Origin of the sequence: Acinetobacter tandoii, from assembly GCF_008867985.1 — a bacterium.
GTDB lineage: Bacteria > Pseudomonadota > Gammaproteobacteria > Pseudomonadales > Moraxellaceae > Acinetobacter > Acinetobacter tandoii.
On record NZ_VXLD01000002.1, the window covers coordinates 601,314 to 618,596 of the forward strand.

Sequence of the window (17,283 nt, forward strand, 5' to 3'; positions counted from 1 at the left end):
GGGATAAAAATGGGTGCATTATTTTAGACAAAATTTGCACCAAAACCTATCAAAAAATGTGTTTAGCGAAATAAAAAACACTTTAAATCCTATTATCCCAAGCGACTCTATTCCCTTTAATATTGTTATTTAAATACACATGTAAAGTATCTATTAATACCAAAATGATGAACTCAATTAGAGTAATTATTCAATATAATATTTATTATCATATACTTAAAATTATAACACAGAAATTTTACATTTTAATTTAATTACTTTTTTCTCTATAAAACCATTTTTTTAATCAAAATTTCACATTAAATTTTCACATTTCTTTCCTAGTATTCTTACACCAACAATCACATACTAAAAATATGGTTTTATTTTACTTTCTGATAAAAATGACACAAGAGGGTTGATCATGCCGAATAAAAAAACATTCGACGCTAAACACACACATCTCTGGATCGTGGGGGGTGGCATTGCAGGTATGGCCGCAGCAGCCTTTGCCATTCGTGATGCACAAGTCCCTGCCCAAAACATTCATATACTAGAAGAATTAAACCTTTCGGGTGGCTCGATGGATGGCGGTCAAACTCCTGAAGCTGCACATGCGTGGGTTACACGCGGTGGACGGATGCTGACTGATGAGACCTATTTATGTTTATGGGATTTATTTTCGAGTATTCCCTCTTTAGAAAACCCAGACATTTCTGTACGTGAAGAATGTCGTGAGTTTAATGAGCAAGTAAAAACCCACGCCAATGCACGATTAATTGACGCCAAGCACAATATTTTGGATGCAGAAAAATTAGGTTTAAGCAATTTGCATCGAGCCCAAATGCTACGCTTATTAGCATCAAAAGAAGAAAAAATTGGCAGCCGTCGTATTGATGAGTTTTTTGATGACTCTTTTTTTCAAAGTAATTTTTGGCGCATGTGGCGAACCACTTTTGCCTTTCAAAAATGGCATAGCGCGGCTGAATTAAGACGTTACTTCTTACGCTTTATTCAAGAACTGCCTCGCATTCATACTTTGGCTGGGGTAAAAAGAACCAAATATAATCAATATGATTCGATGATTCTGCCGTTACAGCGTTGGTTAGTTGAGCAAGGCGTTGATGTGCGCTTTGGTAATTATGTCACCGATGCAGATTTTCATACTGATGAGACCACACAAGAGCGTCGCGCGACCAAACTTTATGTCACATTACCTGAAGGCAAAGAAGAAATAGAGCTAAAGCAACATGATCTTGCCATTTTTACCTTGGGTTCAATCACTGCCGACTCACGTTATGGCAGTAACGATGATGTTCCCGCACTCATTCGAGATCGCCAAGATCATGGTTGGCGTTTATGGGAAACGCTTTCTAAAAAAGCACCTGATTTTGGACGTCCTATGAGTTTTTATGGCAATGTGGATGAACATAAGTGGGAGTCGTTCACACTGACCATGAAAGATGATGTGCTCCTGAAACGGATTATCGACTATACAGGCAATGAACCTGGTACTGGTGCCTTAATGACTTGGTTTGAATCAGGTTGGCATTTGTCGATTGTGGTTCCCGCACAGCCCCACTTTGCCAATTTGCCACAAGGGACTTTTACCTTATGGGGTTATGGTTTCCAAATAGATCATCAAGGTGACTACATCGCTAAACCTATGAGCGCATGTACAGGCAAAGAAATTTTGACTGAATTAATTCATCAATTAGGTTTCGAGGACATCTTAGAACACGTACTTGCTAACACTGAGGTCACAACAGTCATGATGCCGTATGCGTCAGCCCTATTTGCTTGCCGTAAATCAGGAGATCGTCCTTTCGTGATTCCCAAAGGAGCCCAGAATTTTGCATTCTTGGGACAATTTGTAGAAATTGAAGATGATGTGGTCTTTACCGTCGAATATTCAGTTCGTGGGGCAATGCTTGCCATTTATGCATTCTTTGGGGTCGAACGTAAAATCCCAGAGATTTATAATGGTTTACTCGATCCTAAAGTTGGATTAAAGGCTTTAGAAGCAGTTTTCCACTAATGACTTGAATTAAAAAAAAGAGCATCCTTCAGATGCTCTTTTTTTTAATCTGTTTTGAATCAGTCCAATTTTTGCCTTCGTATTGGCAACTAAAATCAAGTCAAATTCATCCACAATGAAAAATACTAAGGTTGTGAATGATCGACGTGGGATGTTTGATCACGAGCCATCGACTTATAATCATGATCAGCCACAGGTACGCCCCCAATGACCATGGTTCTAACCATCGTTTGAGGTTTATTCAGATCATCCTTTGCATCACAAGCTGTGAGCAACCCTGCCATAATACAGATCAGTATCAAGGATATTTTGTTCATCACATCCCCTTTTTTCTTTCTTATTGTTTATTCAGCATAGCACTTTTATTTTTCCAATCCTATTAACTTTGTTACAACTTTTATCCTTCGACATGAGCAGTTTTAAGGCATTTTATTTCTTTTAAAAATATTAATTATATAGTAAAAACAATAATATAAGTAAATTAAATTAGAAACCTATAAAGTCATTTACAAAATCTTACAGGACTGAATATTTACAACGGACATTTTTGTCCGTTAAATTATAGTACTCCCAAATCAAATGAAATAATCACCATGACCAGTCGTCAACAGCGTGCTGCACAAAACCGTGAAGAATTACTCGAAGCCGCAGTTCAGGTTTTTCGCACTCATGGGATAAATGCACCGCTGCAAATGGTCATTGATGCAGCCAACGTCGGACGAGCAACTTTTTATCGTAATTTTGAAGACCGTCGTGCGTTGGTGATTGCACTTATGGAACAAGCTTTGGAACGGCTTGCACTCCGTGCTGAAGCGTTTTCTCAGTATGACGATGGCTTTATTCGTTTAATTGAAAACCATGTCTACAACTTACCTTATTTAACTGCACTGATGGAATATTGGCGGGTGATTGATCGTGATGATCCCATCATGGTCGATATTTACGCACGTCGCGATGCAATTTTACAGCCTTTGATTGATCAAGCCGTTCAGCACGGCGTGTGTCGCCCCGATTTGACCACAAAAGATTACGCCATGATTACGGCTATTTTAAGGACTTCATTTCAAGGACTGACCGATAAAGAGCAACAACAACTTGCGCAACGTGCGATTGAGCTACTCCTCAATGGTATTCGATCATAAGGGGCTCCAATCATGACACAGCCCCCACGCCTCCTCGAACCTGCGCCAAACTGGACGCCCGAAGAAAAGCCAACCCTACCTGGTTCCCCAGCCGTAATTGCTCACTCCAATACCAAACGTATTCTATATTTTTGTATTGGCTTGTTTATCGCACTGTCTGCAAGTCTGAGTAATGGTTTTATTACCGCAAATTTGCCCTTAATTCAGGGTGAATATGGACTCACTCCTTCTGAAGTGGCTTGGATTCCTGCTGCTTATGTCATGGCAAACGTCAGTTCTAATCTGATTTTGTTTAAAGCCCGCCAACAATATGGTTTACGTCTCTTTTCTGAAATTGGCCTACTCATTTTTATTGTGGTTTTGGTTTTACACGTCTTTGTACATACCTTTGAAATGGCAGTGTTGGTACGTTTTATTAGCGGCATGGTTGCTGCACCTCTCAGTTCTTTAGGTATGTATTACATTATGCAGGCCTTTAAGCGAGAGGATTTTGGTCGCAGTATCTATTTAGCTTTAGGCTTCCAACAGCTCGGCATTCCCTTGGCGTGGATCATTTCTCCATACCTCATTGATGTGAATAACTGGAATGTCCTATACACCTTTGAAATTGGTTTAGCCCTATGCTGTTTTGCAATGGTGGTGTCTCTTAAATTACCCCGCAGTTTAAGAGTGGCTGTTTTTGAAAAGCAGGACTTTTTCACCTTTGCTCTGCTTGCGCCCGGTTTTGCCTTTTTGTGTATCGTGTTAACCCAAGGACCAATCTTGTGGTGGTTTGATGTGAAATGGCTGGCTTACCTTTTAATTGCAGGGTTCAGCCTGATTGTGATTGGTTTGGTGTATGAACATTATCGGGTCAACCCTCTCATTATGACCCGTTGGTTGGGTACATCATCCACGGTGCGTTTTATCATTGGTGCCTTTGCAATTCGCTTCTTAATGTCGGAGCAAAGTTATGCTGCGGTAAGTTTTCTCAAAACCATGGGCATGGGACCCGATCAATTTGTTCCGCTCTATGTGGTGATCTTTTTAGGCATTGTGTCTGGAACCTTATTTAGTGCGATCACCTTTTCACGTGAACGGATTATTTGGCACCTACTGTTAGCTGAAGCTTTGGTATTGGTTGCTTGCGGACTGGATTTCCATCTCACTAGCGATGTTCGTCCTTCCAACTTTTATGGCAGCCAATTTTTGGTCGGCTTTGCCAGTGGAGTATTTATTGGTCCATTGCTGGTTACAGGAATTTTAAGTGCCATGCAAAAAGGCCCCACCCATATTGTCACGTTTATTGTACTTTTTTCAGCAACCCAAACTTTTGGTGGCTTAGTCGGTTCATCCTTTTATTCCACCTATCAACAGGTTCGAACCCAAAACTACCGTGCCGAAATCATTCAGCAGCTCCCAGAAACCAACCCTTTAATTGCTCAACGAATTTTAACCTATCAGCAAAGCTCACAACGTTACACGCTCGATCAGCAATTAGAACAACAACAAGCCTTAAAAAACTTAAATCAAGTGGTGACTCGAGAGGCCCAAGTACGTGCCTATAACGATGTGATTAGCTTCAATGGCATTGTCGCCATGCTGCTGTTGCTATGGGGGACATTCCTGATTGCACGGAATCAATACCAACTGCGGCAACAAGCGAAAATCGGTCAAACCTAATGCCACCGCTCCCTATTTATTTGAGAAATTGTTATGTCTGATGATCAAAAACCAGTAGCTCCCACTGAAACAAATGTAACTTCTGAAAATACCCCTCAGCCTGAACAGACCGTGGCAGCAGTAACACCGATTACGCCACCTTCGAGTAAACTGATTCCAACAGCGAAACGTACCTTGATTTTGATGTTTTTAGTACTGATCATCGGTATTGGCATTATTTTATGGGCATGGAAAATTGGACCTTTTGACAGTGCAGTTGAGTCTACTGACAACAGCTACATCAAAGGCAAAACCACGGTGTTATCGTCTCAAATTAACGGCTACGTCAAAGATGTATTGGTCAGTGATTTTGATCACGTCAAAAAAGGCCAAGTACTGATGCACATTGATGCTACGACTTATGATCAGAAAGTGACGCAGGCGGAAGCTGGAGTAGATCAAGCTAAAAACAACCTATCCAATCAAAGCCAAAATATTGCACAGCGTAAAGCCGATATTGTCGCGGCAGAAGCTAAAGTCGAACAAGCGCGAACAGCCTACCAACTATCATTGGCACAACAGCAGCGTTATCAACAGTTGGGGGACTCTGGTGCAGCATCTAAATCAGAACAAGACAAAGCCGTTGCAGATACGCAAAATAACTTAGCCCTATTACAACAGGCGCAAGCCAATGTACTGGTTGCTCAAGAAGCGTTAAAAACCGCACAAGTCGCTGAAACTGGACTCAAAGCGCAAGTAACCAATGCCGCTGCACAACTGGATCAAGCCCAAACCACCAAAAATTACAGCAGTATTATTGCCCCAATGGATGGACAACTCGGTGAAGTGAACCCACGTGTGGGACAATATGTGGCGGCAGGTACACAGTTGCTCTATCTGATTCCACAACAAACTTGGGTCACTGCCAACTTTAAAGAGACTCAAATTGCCAACATGAAAATTGGGCAAAAAGCATGGTTTACGGTGGATGCCCTCAATCATCAAAAATTTACAGGTCATGTCGAGCAAATTTCCCCTGCGGCTGGCTCAGAGTTCAGTGTGCTTAAAGCCGATAATGCTACGGGCAACTTTACTAAAGTGGTTCAACGCATTGCAGTACGTATTGCGATTGACCCGAATCAAACGGGCATAGAAAACTTACGTCCTGGCATGTCCGTGATTAGTTCAGTCGATACCCACTCTGCACAACGTTAATCTTGTGCAGAAAAAATTCATTTTCATTTACACTATGCTCTGAGCCAAGTTGATAAAAATTCTATGTTTGACCAAATTGCCCAAACCATTCCCTATCAGCAAATTACTGTCGAAGGATTTGAAATTAGCATCAAACGTTTGGACTTGGTTCATCCACATATTTCAGGCAATAAATTTTTTAAACTCAAATACAACCTGTTAGCGGCACAGCAACAAGGCTATAAAAAACTGCTGACCTTTGGTGGGGCTTATTCCAATCATATTGCTGCGACGGCCTATGCAACACAGTTATTTGGATTTGAAAGTCTAGGCATTATTCGAGGTGAAGAGCTAGCCAGTAAACCCTTAAACCCAACTCTACATACGGCGCAACAATTTGGTATGCAGTTGCAGTTTGTAACGCGAGAAGCCTATCGACACAAGCAAAGCTCAGCCTACTTAGCACAGTTACAACAAGATTACCCTGACTATTATGTGATTCCTGAAGGAGGAACAAATCCCCTTGCCATTCAAGGCTGTACAGAAATTCTCTCTGATGAAAATCAACAAAATTACGACCTGATATGTTGTGCAGTAGGTACAGGAGGAACGATCACGGGGTTAATTGAAGCCAGTCATTCACAACAGCATGTTTTGGGCTTCTCTGCGCTCAAAGGAGATTTCTTGAGCACAGAAGTTAAGCAACTCACCCCAAAACGGAATTGGCAAATTACCGATCAATATTGTTGTGGGGGCTATGCCAAAACCACGCCTGAACTACTGCAATTTATTCAAGACTTTGAGCAGCAATATGACATTCCACTGGAACAGATTTACACAGGCAAAATGCTGTTGGGCTTAACCGATTTAATTCAACAAGGTGAATTTCCAGTAGATCATCGCATTTTAGTGATTCATTCTGGCGGGCTTCAAGGCCGTTTAGCTGCGCTTTAGATAGTCCTGAAAAAGCAAAAAAGATGGTCTATAATGCCCTGCTTTATTCTCCCGTGAGTGTGTCATGTCCACAAATCAATATGATGTCTTAGTTTTAGGTGCTGGTGCATCTGGCTTAATGACAGCCTATATGGCAGCTCAACGCGGACGTAAAGTCGTGGTGGTAGAAAAAGCCAATAAAGTCGGTAAAAAAATTCTCATGTCGGGTGGTGGTAAATGTAACTTTACCAACCTCTATGTCGAACCAAGCAACTTTATTTCACATAATCCGCACTTTGTAATTTCAGCCCTGACCCGCTATACCAATTGGGATTTTATTGGCTTAGTTTGTGAGTACGGCATTGAATATGAAGAACGTAAACATGGTCAACTCTTCACCCTCAATGGTGCTAAAGAGATTTTAGCCATGCTATTAAGTGAGTGTGAAAAAACAGGTTTGGTCGATATTAAAACCAACTGTGAAGTGAAAGCCATCACTGCACTTGATGAACAAGGTTTTCAAATTGCCACAACACTGGGTTATTTTGAAGCTGAATCTGTCGTGGTTGCATCGGGTGGCTTGTCTATTCCAACCTTGGGAGGGTCAGGCATTGGTTATGAAATTGCGAAACAATTTGGTCATCATGTTTATCCGACTCGTGCAGGTTTAGTACCTTTCACCTTCTCGGACAGCTTTAAAGAAGTAACTACACGCTTAAGTGGCAACGCTGTAGATGCAACTTTATCGAATGATTTAAATTCTTTCACCGAAGCTCTTTTATTTACCCATCGAGGACTCAGTGGGCCAAGCTCGCTACAGCTTTCAAATTATTGGGATATTGGGCAAAGCTTCAAAATTGACTTCTTGCCAAGCATAGATTTGCAAGATTACTTAAAAGCGAAAAAACAGAGTCAACCTAAAGCCCTACTGCGTACTTTACTGGGTGAGCATTTCCCTAAAAGCGTGGTGGTTGAACTACAAAACCTCATTTGGCCTGAACTGGCTGAAACTGCGATTGGCCAATTGTCGGATGAAAAACTGGAACACATTGCAACGCGCTTACATGCATTTGAAGTCAAACCATCAGGAACAGAAGGCTACCGTACTGCTGAGGTGACTTTAGGTGGCGTAGATACCACTGAAGTTTCATCGAAAACCATGGAAAGTAAAAAGCAAAAAGGCTTATATTTTGTGGGTGAAATACTCGATGTCACAGGACATTTGGGAGGATTCAACTTCCAATGGGCATGGTCATCAGCACATGCTGCTTCGCAATATGTTTAATCTTTCTCAAACAAAAACAGGCAACAGATGATTTCTGCTGCCTGTTTTTATTTGACCCAAATTTCAAGTGATAGATGAAATATCAACCGTTACTCTAAATAGTCCGTACGCAATAAATGCACTTGTTGATTGGTATGCACACGCTCAATCGCTTTTTGCATTTGGTCTAAACTCTCTTGTGTATTCGCAACTTTAGTCAATGCATTTAAACGGATTAATAAGAATTTAAACATTGTTATTCCCTTCCTTATCTATTTTTAGTTCTAAATTTAATTCAGAAATATGTCAGCAGTATTAAACTAAATACTAAATGATACTGAACATTTTCTATCAATAGCACAATCAAATTTAAAATGCGACTCTTTCAGCATAAAGTATTAGGATTCCTGTTTTAAGGGATCCTCTTCTTCAGTGGCATTCGCTTGTGTTGATTGTTGGGCAAAAATAAATTTATAGGCACTCACTAAAAATCCGAAGGTAATTCCTGCAATAATGATTGGGGCAATAATCGTATTTGGTCTTTTAATTTTCATCATTTTTCCTCATTTACAAGATCGACCTGCCTAAGCATGATCGATCTTGGTAAAATTAAACACGTTATTTCGGGTCATCTTTTGGCTGAATATCGACATCTTCTTCAGCTTCTCCCGTAGAACCATATGGGTTATTCAACGGTTTATGCTCAGGGTCGACCAATAGATCATCTGGAACAACCTGATCTGTAGGTGATGTTGCAGCGGTTTGTGGCTTGACCTGTGTAGATGCCATTGGTGTCGACGTTTTCGGTTGAGGATTAGGTTCTTTGGCCTGCTTTTTCGCACAGTCAATCAAGTCAGTCAAAATACGTTCCGCAGGTTGACGACCTCCTAAGCCAAATGCCAGTGCAAATGCCACAGCGACAGCACCCAGAGTTAAACCAAATGCCAGATTTACAATCGAATCGGCAATTCCCATTGCTCTTAAGCCCATGGCAACGACCAATCCCATAATGAGCACACGAACCAGATTGGCTAACCAAAGCGAACTCTGATATTCACCACGTTGTACAATATTTGCCACCAAATTGGCCAACCAAAATCCAATCACTAAAATGACAGCGCCTAATAGAATATTGGCACCAAACTGAATAAACATGGAAATCAGTATACTGACTTGCTCTAGACCCAAGCGATTGGCTGCTTCAGACACTGCAAACAGCATGGTAAAGAATACAATCAGATAACCCAACACACATGAAATTTTCGTAGTGCCTAAAAAGCGCTGTAGATCAAGTTTGGCAGGAATATCATCCACGCCAGTTCCAGAAACAACATCTACCACCAGATTTGCCACAAAACGTGAAACGACATAAGCAATAATCAAAATTAGCCCAGCCGCAATAATCTGCAGAATCGCATTCATAATTTCGTACAACATAGCTGTTGCGGGTTGCGAAATTGAATCAATACCCAAGGCTTCAAATGCAATAATTAAGGCGGTAATAATAATAATGGCGAAGACAAATGATCCCAGTACATGAGCTAAATTCGAGTTCTTAAACAATCCGATTTTTTGCGCTTGCTTTTGTAGATCTAAACTTTTTATCAATCCTTCCAGAATACCTCGAACAATTTTTGCCAAAATATAGCCGACAAATACAATCACAATAGCAATAAACAAGTTTGGTAGATATGAAATGGCTTCATTCAACATATTTTGAATTGGGAACAGCAAACCATTTAAACCTAAAATCGACAGAACAATCGGTAAAAATAGCAATAGAATCAGCCAGTAAACAATCTCACTGATATTTTGACTGATTGGACTGACGCCTACATCTTCACTCAATTTTTCATCGAGCTGAGTTCGATCCAGTAATTTTTTCAGCCCAACTTTCACTAAGTTGGCAAAAATCCAACCAATAAAAGCAACGGCTGCCGCTGCCAAAAGTTGAGGAATAAACAATAAGAACTGCTGAATCATATTACTGAATGGACCACTGACGCTGGTCAGATTTAAAACATTCAATGCACCAATTACGGCGATCAGCAGTACAATCCAAAAGACAATTCTAGACACGATGTTTTCAATATTGGAACGATGTCCCGTTGCACCCGAAAGCTTTTGATTGGTGCCTAATTTAGATAACACCTTCTTCACTGCAGCAGCGATCACTAAAGCAATCACCCAACCAATGAGCAAGATAGCAACAGCAGACAAAATTGGATGCAACTGATCCCAGTAATACATTCCATTCATTTCAGGGGGTCTCATTCCCCCTTCAAAAAACTCATTCATGTCTATTCCCTCTTCTTATTTCTGTTCATAACCGACTCCATCAGGAGCTTGATTGTTGTTGTATTCATAAAAACATGGAGGTACTCAATAACCTTAGAATTTGTATTTTTTTTAATCAACACTCATATGCAGAATTACAACAAAAGGGCACATTCAAATAGCAAAAAAGCCCTAGCTTATTGAGCTAGAGCTTTTATCGAATAAAAAATCATTTAGTTAAATCGTCTGTTTAACTCAAGCAAATCCACCCCGAATTATTGCATCGAACCCCGTCTTCTCACATTGTTTCAAAGACTTTCCCCGTTGCACATTCTTAACTTGGCGTTCCGCTTGAAAGCATATAGACCACAAGTGCCAAGAAAAAGATACCGACTAAGATTAGCATGTACACTGGTAAGCGTTTTTTTTGTCTTATTTCTTCAGCACTCGTGACATGAGGCGGTTTATTGAAATCATGTACCATGTTCCCCTCACAAAAGTCATCCCTTGTTGAATTTTTATACTAACAACAAAAACTATAAGATTGTGTGACAAAGCATTATTTGATCGTGAGCGCTTGTAAATTATCTATAGAAAAATAACTTAGCTTTCATTTCTGTAGAGCAGGATCTCGCTTTTTTAAAAAATTCCATGTAGCAATTGGGGTTGCCCCTGCTCAATGACCATTTCATGCTCATCTTTTAAATTCACACCAGAAAATTGTAATTGTTTGGACTTCGACATGAGGGCAACAAGGCGTTGCACCGCTGTCACTTCATCTAAGCCTGCTGGACGCACATTCGAAATACAATTACGCATGGCATCATGACAGCCTTTTTGAGCTTGCCACGTATAATAAATACCCATGCTATCTGGAGAACTCAAGCCTGGGCGCTCTCCAATCAACATGACCAACATTTGCGCATTTAAAATTTGGGCAATTTCATCCCCCAAAGCCACTCGGCTTCCTGTTGCGATAACAATAGGGGCGATGCTCCAACCTTGTTGGGCACACGCCTCTAACATTTTAGCAATAAAACTCACCGCATTATCTTCAATCGCACGTGCAGATAAGCCATCGCCTGCCACAATTAATACATCATATTGTTTTTGTTCTGATTGCATTGCTGTAAGCATTTGCCTTGAAGTCGCCGAAAGTTCTCGCCCCAAATCAGGACGTTTCAAATAGGTATCTTTGTCGACTGCACAACTACTAACTTGCACAAAAGGAATGGTCTGCTGTTCAAATTGCTGGCTTAATAATTCAATATCAAGAGGTTTTAATACGGCATCTTTAGCTTGGGCATGAGCCAGTTGAAACTCTAACAGTGGACGAGTTGGTAGACTTCCGCCTGTACGCCCCAAGGCAATTCGAGCATCGGTAAACTGTTTCAGTTGTTCCCAACTATTTTTTTCAAATTGCTGTGGATATTGAACATCATAATGTAACTTCATCCATATCTCCCTAAACTAAGACATCAGCAAGCGTGAAAATCTTTCAGGCATGTGCTGAGGCCATTCCAGTCTTGAACTTTGCTGTTTTAAAATGCCTTGCTGTTCAAGCCAATTATTAAATTCAGGTGCTGGCGCAAGTCCTAAAAGCTGACGAATGTATAAAGCATCATGAAACGATGTGGTTTGATAATTCAACATCACATCATCTGAACCTGGAATGCCCATAATAAAGTTAATACCTGCATTGGCTAATAATGTGAGCAGAATATCCATATCATCCTGATCTGCATCGGCATGGTTGGTGTAGCAAATATCGCAGCCCATCGGGACACCAAGCAATTTTCCGCAGAAGTGGTCTTCTAAGCCTGCACGTATAATCTGTTTGCCGTTATAGAGATATTCAGGACCAATAAAGCCAACCACGGTATTGACCAAAAAAGGATTATATTTACGTGCCACTGCATAAGCTCGGGTTTCAATGGTTTGTTGATCTACCCCATGATGGGTTTGACTGGAAAGCGCGCTGCCCTGACCTGTTTCAAAATACATCACATTTTGTCCTACGGTTCCTCGCTTTAAGCTGAGTGCAGCCTCATAACCTTCTTGGAGTAAAGCTAAATTAATCCCAAAGGCGCTATTGGCTTGCTCTGTTCCTGCAATCGACTGAAACATCAAATCTATTGGAACATTTTTATTCGCCAGTTGAATACCTGAGCTTACATGCGTCAGCACACAAGACTGCGTCGGAATATCATATTCTTGTATAATGTAATCTAGCAGCTTTAATAGTTCTGACAGGTTTTGCAGGTTATCAGTTGCAGGGTTTATCCCAATCACCGCATCACCATTGCCGTACATCAAACCATCCAAAATACTCGCAGAAATCCCTAAAACATCATCGGTGGGATGATTGGGTTGTAAGCGTGTCGACAAATGCCCTTCTAAACCAATAGTATTGCGAAACTGGGTAATCACACGGCATTTTTTTGCGACTAAAATCAAATCCTGATTGCGCATAATTTTACTTACAGCAGCCACCATTTCTGGCGTTAAACCCATCTGTAGTGCAGTCAATTTTTCCGTAGTAGCATCGGCACTCAATAACCAATTTCGCAAGTCACCTACTGTAAAATGCGAAATCGGATAGAATGCTTCAGCCTCATGTTCATCCATAATCAGTCGGGTCACTTCATCCTGTTCATAAGGAATCAGCGCTTCATTCAGAAACTGTTTGAGTGGTACATCTGCCAAACACATTTGTGCCGCTACACGCTCGGTTGCATTCTGTGCCGCAATCCCTGCAAGCTGATCACCCGAACGTTCAGGTGTCGCCTTTGCCATAAGTGTTTTTAAATCTGAAAAAACATAATGTTGATGTGCAACATCAATCCGATAGATCACTGCCCAGACTCCTTAGGTATTGAGTTCTTGTTCTGCTGCCTGAATATTGGCAAATTCTTCTTCTGGAGTGCCTGCGACCAAATGATGACGGCTATAAATTAAGAAATACAGGATAAAAACCGTGTAAATTGCGGCTGCCATAAACCACACTTTTGGATCGACTACAAAGCCTGCAACCGTCGCTATTGCTGCTAAAACTAAGGCAATCGAAGCGGTGACAATTCCACCAGGAGCTTTGTAGGGACGAGGCAGATGCGGTTTAGCAATTTTCAATTTAATATAAGCCATCATCATCAATACATAAGAAATGGTGGCCCCAAAAACTGCCATCAAAATCAGTAGATCACCTTCACCTGATAAAGACAGCATAAACCCAATCACCCCAGGAATAATGATGGCTAAATGTGGTGCATGGTTTTTATTTGTTAATGAAAGTTTCTTAGGTAAATAACCTGCGCGAGACAGGGCAAAAATCTGGCGTGAATAAGCATAAATAATCGAGAAGAAGCTCGCAATTAAGCCTGCTAACCCCACAAAATTAACAAAACCTGCTAACCAAGTATTTTCGCCATAGACCACTTTTAACGCATCTACCAATGGTGCACCAGACTCTTTTAAGGTATCAGCGCCTGCGGCACCCGCACCCAAAAATAAAATGGCTAAGGCAAACACAGCTAAAATCAGCATTGAACCGATCAAACCACGTGGTAAAGATTTATGTGGCTCCTTGGCTTCTTCTGCCGCCAAAGGCACACCTTCCACCGCCAAGAAAAACCAGATGGCATAAGGCACAGCCGCCCAAATGCCTAAATAACCCAAAGGCAAAAATGCGCTAGCCCCAACTGCATCGGTTTTGACAGGAATATTGAGTAAATTCTGGCTGTCAAAGTGTGGCAACATCGCCACAATAAAAACCAGTAATGCTACGGCAGCCACGGCGGTAATAACGAAAATAATTTTTAAGGCTTCTCCCGCACCTTTAAGGTGAATGCCCATAAAAAACAGATAACAAAGTAAATAAACGAACCAGCCACCAACCCCAAATAAAGATTCACAATAGGCGCCAATAAACACGGCAATTGCAGCAGGAGCAATCGCATATTCAATCAGGATTGCGGTTCCCGTTAAATAGCCCCCCAAAGGTCCAAAGGCAGTCCGTGCAAAGCTATAACCTCCTCCCGCTGTAGGTAGCATGGTCGACATTTCCGACATGGCTAAACACATACATAAATACATGATGGCAACTACAATCGTGGCAATAAACATGCCACCCCATCCACCTTGCGCCAAGCCAAAATTCCAGCCTGCAAAGTCCCCAGAAATAACATACGCAACGCCTAACCCAATCAGTAATAGCCATCCGACAGCCCCTTGCTTCAGTTTGCGTTGAGCAAAATATTCTGTATTGGAATGATGATCTGAATGAGTGTCAGCAACTATACTTTTGACATTTGACATAGGCACCTCGCATTTGCTTGATGCTAAAAACAATGCATAAGCCATACCAATTTTAACTTTTTGTTCAAATTGATTTGTCTTTATAAAAAAGCAGATGGTCTGCTTTAAAACATAAACGTTTTTGCTTGATGGGGGATATTGTTACAGCTCAGCGCACGTCAAATAATATGTAACCAATCTGCCGCAATATTGCGAAACTAGAGTATAATTATGCACCTCATTTTAAATGCTCCTAATCTTTATGGCGTATAGTCAACAAAGTGTCACACTTGATCTTGACACCGACGTCACACATCAATGTTCACTACACTACACACGTGATCAGCATCTGATTGGTATTATTGAATTTACCAAGCCAAGCTATGTGCTGAAATGGGGTGATTTAGAATATTTTCGTCGTCGTACTGAAGAATTTTCAGTCATGCCTTTTCCAGAGTGCGTGAATGCCATGATTGTGGACATTCGCAATATAGCGGCATTTTTAGATAATGAAGTGCCAATTTTGCCTTGGCGTTTAGTGGAAGAGGAATGCCCTGTCCGTTTAGTGGTGCCACAAGATCGTCTGGAATATTATGCAGGCTTTTTTGAACCAACATGGCTCAGCACAGATTTAGACAGTGCCATTTATGAAATTCGCGATTTCATGGATATGTTCGTGCACTAAGTTTTAGTGACAAAAAAATCCTCCTAAATGGAGGATTTTTAATGTTCATTCAAAATGCTGATAACCGATGAAATTGGGGTTTACCAATAATTTTCTACCGCGATATTGCCCTCACCACGGCGATTCATTGTTAAGCCACGAGCTTTCAACGCCTCTTTGGTATCTTCTACCATTTGCGGATTACCACACAACATCACATGACTTGTTGCAGGATTCAGTTGGTAGCCAACAGCTTGTTCAAGTGCACCATTCTCGATCAATATTGGCAAACGATCATGCAATACGGCTTGCGGATCACGGGTCACAATCGGCACAAATTTAAAACCTGTATGCCCTTCACCAAAAGTCTGTGCAATCTCTTGAATACGCTCAACATAAGCCAATTCGGAAGCAGTACGAACACTATAGACCAAATAAATATGTTGATATTTGCTCCATGTCTCAAAGTCTTGCAGCATGGAAACAAAAGGTGCTAAGCCTGTGCCTGTTGCCAATAGCCATAAATCCTGAGGTAATGGCAACTGATAACGGGTAAGCGTTAAGAATCCGTAAGGGATTTTTTCTAAATACAGTTCATCGCCCACTTGTAAGTGTTGCAAATTGGACGTAAATGCCCCATCAGGTACTACAATTGAAAAGAATTCTAAGGTTTCATCAAACGGTGAAGACACAATTGAATAGGCTCGAACCACCAATTCATCGCCGACTTTTAAGCCAATACGGGCAAATTGACCTGCAGTAAACTTAAAATGTGCAGGACGTGTCATGGTGAAACTAAATAAAGTATTGGTCCAACGCTGAACAGATAAAACCTTTTCTACGCTAAATTTTTCAATTGACATGATTTCGACGTGGCATCAAAGACTGCGCTCATGTTAGCATGACAATATAATTTATTAATATTTTTTAAATGTTAAGGCTACATTCATGCGCATGACTTTACGCCAATTGGCTGTTTTTGTAGCAGTCGCTCAGGAAGGCACCGTCACCAAAGCCAGCGACGCGGTGAAGTTGACTCAAAGTGCTGCAAGTATGGCACTGGCAGATCTGGAAGACGGCTTAGGGGCTCCTTTGTTTGACCGTTTGGGTAAGCGTCTGCAATTGAATGATCTAGGTCGTTTCTTATTGCCACAAGCCCTTGAAATTTTAGGACGCTGTGAAGCCTTTGAACAAGCGGCAAAAGGTGAATTACAAAGTATCGATTTGCGTTTAGGGGCAACCTTAACCATCAGTGATTACTTAATGCCTGATTTAATGGCAGATTTTTTACAAATTCAACCACAAGCACATTTACAACTTCAGGTGGGTAATACCCGCCAAATGATTGAGGCAGTCAACCAATTTCAGTTAGATCTGGCGTTGATTGAAGGTTCATGCCACTTACCTCAGCTCCAATGTATCCATTGGCGGGATGATGAACTGGCGGTCTGTTGTGCCCCCAATCATCCCTTGGCACGCTTGAATCGTGAACTCAGTCCTGCTGACTTTGACAATGTCGAATGGATTCTCCGCGAAGAAGGTTCGGGGACTCGTGAAGTGTTTGACAATGCCATTTTGCAAGATTTGCCTGATGCCAATATCCGCCTGACCCTTGGACATAACGAAGCAATTCTTAAAATTGTTGCGGGTGGTTTGGGCATGTCCTGTATTTCTAAACTCGCGATTGAACCTTTACAAGAAAAAGGACACTTAGTGGTACTGAATACACCATTCTGGCAACTCTCACGACCATTATTCATGTTAGTACATCGCCAAAAGTATCAAGGGCCTGGTTTAAAAGCCTTTATGAAGTTCTGTGAAGGTTAATCTGCTATTGTAAAAATGCTCCTAGACAGGA

Annotated in this window: 16 protein-coding genes; 8 read left to right on the top strand and 8 right to left on the bottom strand. The window is 41.2% G+C overall.

Annotation, left to right across the window (positions count from 1 at the left end):
- Nucleotides 1-403 precede the first annotated feature (403 nt).
- A complete protein-coding gene (locus tag F4W09_RS05820) occupies nucleotides 404-2,017 on the top strand; it encodes an oleate hydratase (protein ID WP_151504291.1) in 1,614 nt (537 codons plus the stop codon).
- A gap of 125 nt (nucleotides 2,018-2,142) precedes the next feature.
- Here F4W09_RS05820 and F4W09_RS05825 read toward each other — a convergent pair whose 3' ends face one another.
- Nucleotides 2,143-2,334, bottom strand: a complete 192-nt coding sequence (locus tag F4W09_RS05825) for an NF038215 family lipoprotein (RefSeq protein ID WP_044740934.1) — start codon at nucleotides 2,332-2,334, stop codon at nucleotides 2,143-2,145.
- A 276-nt stretch (nucleotides 2,335-2,610) separates the two neighbouring features.
- Between F4W09_RS05825 and F4W09_RS05830 the strand changes: the two genes are divergently transcribed.
- The 5 genes from F4W09_RS05830 (at nucleotide 2,611) to F4W09_RS05850 (ending at nucleotide 8,212) form a co-directional block, all read left to right on the top strand.
- Complete coding sequence (locus F4W09_RS05830) at nucleotides 2,611-3,159, top strand: TetR/AcrR family transcriptional regulator (RefSeq protein WP_151504292.1); 549 nt, start codon at nucleotides 2,611-2,613, stop codon at nucleotides 3,157-3,159.
- A 12-nt stretch (nucleotides 3,160-3,171) separates the two neighbouring features.
- Nucleotides 3,172-4,821, top strand: coding sequence for an MFS transporter (locus F4W09_RS05835; protein ID WP_151504293.1), 1,650 nt, complete (start codon nucleotides 3,172-3,174; stop codon nucleotides 4,819-4,821).
- 33 nt (nucleotides 4,822-4,854) lie between these two features.
- Complete coding sequence (locus F4W09_RS05840) at nucleotides 4,855-6,015, top strand: HlyD family secretion protein (RefSeq protein ID WP_151504294.1); 1,161 nt, start codon at nucleotides 4,855-4,857, stop codon at nucleotides 6,013-6,015.
- Nucleotides 6,016-6,078: 63 nt separating this feature from the next.
- Nucleotides 6,079-6,948, top strand: coding sequence for a 1-aminocyclopropane-1-carboxylate deaminase/D-cysteine desulfhydrase (locus tag F4W09_RS05845; protein WP_151504295.1), 870 nt, complete (start codon nucleotides 6,079-6,081; stop codon nucleotides 6,946-6,948).
- A 64-nt stretch (nucleotides 6,949-7,012) separates the two neighbouring features.
- A complete protein-coding gene (locus F4W09_RS05850; protein WP_151504296.1) occupies nucleotides 7,013-8,212 on the top strand; it encodes a BaiN/RdsA family NAD(P)/FAD-dependent oxidoreductase in 1,200 nt (399 codons plus the stop codon).
- Between the two features lie 89 nt (nucleotides 8,213-8,301).
- Here F4W09_RS05850 and F4W09_RS17105 read toward each other — a convergent pair whose 3' ends face one another.
- The 6 genes from F4W09_RS17105 to eat form a co-directional block, all read right to left on the bottom strand.
- The gene (locus F4W09_RS17105) at nucleotides 8,302-8,445 is read right to left on the bottom strand and encodes a hypothetical protein (protein WP_158654327.1); all 144 of its coding nucleotides are present in this window, start codon (nucleotides 8,443-8,445) and stop codon (nucleotides 8,302-8,304) included.
- A 144-nt stretch (nucleotides 8,446-8,589) separates the two neighbouring features.
- Complete coding sequence (locus F4W09_RS17110; protein ID WP_016166005.1) at nucleotides 8,590-8,745, bottom strand: hypothetical protein; 156 nt, start codon at nucleotides 8,743-8,745, stop codon at nucleotides 8,590-8,592.
- Nucleotides 8,746-8,809: 64 nt separating this feature from the next.
- Entirely contained in the window at nucleotides 8,810-10,489 is a 1,680-nt protein-coding gene (locus F4W09_RS05855; protein WP_151504297.1) for a mechanosensitive ion channel, read from the bottom strand.
- Nucleotides 10,490-11,107: 618 nt separating this feature from the next.
- Complete coding sequence (gene eutC, locus F4W09_RS05860) at nucleotides 11,108-11,923, bottom strand: ethanolamine ammonia-lyase subunit EutC (protein WP_044740941.1); 816 nt, start codon at nucleotides 11,921-11,923, stop codon at nucleotides 11,108-11,110.
- Between the two features lie 15 nt (nucleotides 11,924-11,938).
- Entirely contained in the window at nucleotides 11,939-13,324 is a 1,386-nt protein-coding gene (locus tag F4W09_RS05865) for an ethanolamine ammonia-lyase subunit EutB (protein WP_151504298.1), read from the bottom strand.
- A gap of 12 nt (nucleotides 13,325-13,336) precedes the next feature.
- Nucleotides 13,337-14,782 (bottom strand): ethanolamine permease, encoded by a 1,446-nt coding sequence (gene eat, locus F4W09_RS05870; protein WP_151504299.1) that lies wholly within the window; start codon nucleotides 14,780-14,782, stop codon nucleotides 13,337-13,339.
- A 241-nt stretch (nucleotides 14,783-15,023) separates the two neighbouring features.
- Between eat and F4W09_RS05875 the strand changes: the two genes are divergently transcribed.
- Complete coding sequence (locus tag F4W09_RS05875; RefSeq protein ID WP_016166011.1) at nucleotides 15,024-15,446, top strand: hypothetical protein; 423 nt, start codon at nucleotides 15,024-15,026, stop codon at nucleotides 15,444-15,446.
- Between the two features lie 80 nt (nucleotides 15,447-15,526).
- Here the strand turns inward: F4W09_RS05875 and F4W09_RS05880 are convergent, their stop codons facing one another.
- Nucleotides 15,527-16,288: a ferredoxin--NADP reductase gene (locus F4W09_RS05880; RefSeq protein WP_151504300.1), complete on the bottom strand. Its 762-nt coding sequence runs from the start codon at nucleotides 16,286-16,288 to the stop codon at nucleotides 15,527-15,529.
- Nucleotides 16,289-16,373: 85 nt separating this feature from the next.
- Between F4W09_RS05880 and gigC the strand changes: the two genes are divergently transcribed.
- On the top strand, nucleotides 16,374-17,252 hold the full coding sequence (gene gigC, locus F4W09_RS05885) for a LysR family transcriptional regulator GigC (RefSeq protein WP_016166013.1): 879 nt from the start codon (nucleotides 16,374-16,376) through the stop codon (nucleotides 17,250-17,252).
- The last annotated feature ends 31 nt before the right edge of the window (nucleotides 17,253-17,283 follow it).

What these genes read in the sequence shown, in the direction of transcription:
- F4W09_RS05825 (WP_044740934.1), bottom strand. Translation starts at nt 2,334, where the DNA reads ATGAACAAAATATCCTTGATACTGATCTGTATTATGGCAGGGTTGCTC.
- gigC (WP_016166013.1), top strand. Translation starts at nt 16,374, where the DNA reads ATGCGCATGACTTTACGCCAATTGGCTGTTTTTGTAGCAGTCGCTCAG.
- eutC (WP_044740941.1), bottom strand. Translation starts at nt 11,923, where the DNA reads ATGAAGTTACATTATGATGTTCAATATCCACAGCAATTTGAAAAAAAT.
- F4W09_RS05880 (WP_151504300.1), bottom strand. Translation starts at nt 16,288, where the DNA reads ATGTCAATTGAAAAATTTAGCGTAGAAAAGGTTTTATCTGTTCAGCGT.
- eat (WP_151504299.1), bottom strand. Translation starts at nt 14,782, where the DNA reads ATGTCAAATGTCAAAAGTATAGTTGCTGACACTCATTCAGATCATCAT.
- F4W09_RS05875 (WP_016166011.1), top strand. Translation starts at nt 15,024, where the DNA reads ATGGCGTATAGTCAACAAAGTGTCACACTTGATCTTGACACCGACGTC.
- F4W09_RS05820 (WP_151504291.1), top strand. Translation starts at nt 404, where the DNA reads ATGCCGAATAAAAAAACATTCGACGCTAAACACACACATCTCTGGATC.
- F4W09_RS17110 (WP_016166005.1), bottom strand. Translation starts at nt 8,745, where the DNA reads ATGAAAATTAAAAGACCAAATACGATTATTGCCCCAATCATTATTGCA.
- F4W09_RS05855 (WP_151504297.1), bottom strand. Translation starts at nt 10,489, where the DNA reads ATGAATGAGTTTTTTGAAGGGGGAATGAGACCCCCTGAAATGAATGGA.
- F4W09_RS05845 (WP_151504295.1), top strand. Translation starts at nt 6,079, where the DNA reads ATGTTTGACCAAATTGCCCAAACCATTCCCTATCAGCAAATTACTGTC.
- F4W09_RS05830 (WP_151504292.1), top strand. Translation starts at nt 2,611, where the DNA reads ATGACCAGTCGTCAACAGCGTGCTGCACAAAACCGTGAAGAATTACTC.
- F4W09_RS05850 (WP_151504296.1), top strand. Translation starts at nt 7,013, where the DNA reads ATGTCCACAAATCAATATGATGTCTTAGTTTTAGGTGCTGGTGCATCT.
- F4W09_RS05835 (WP_151504293.1), top strand. Translation starts at nt 3,172, where the DNA reads ATGACACAGCCCCCACGCCTCCTCGAACCTGCGCCAAACTGGACGCCC.
- F4W09_RS17105 (WP_158654327.1), bottom strand. Translation starts at nt 8,445, where the DNA reads ATGTTTAAATTCTTATTAATCCGTTTAAATGCATTGACTAAAGTTGCG.
- F4W09_RS05840 (WP_151504294.1), top strand. Translation starts at nt 4,855, where the DNA reads ATGTCTGATGATCAAAAACCAGTAGCTCCCACTGAAACAAATGTAACT.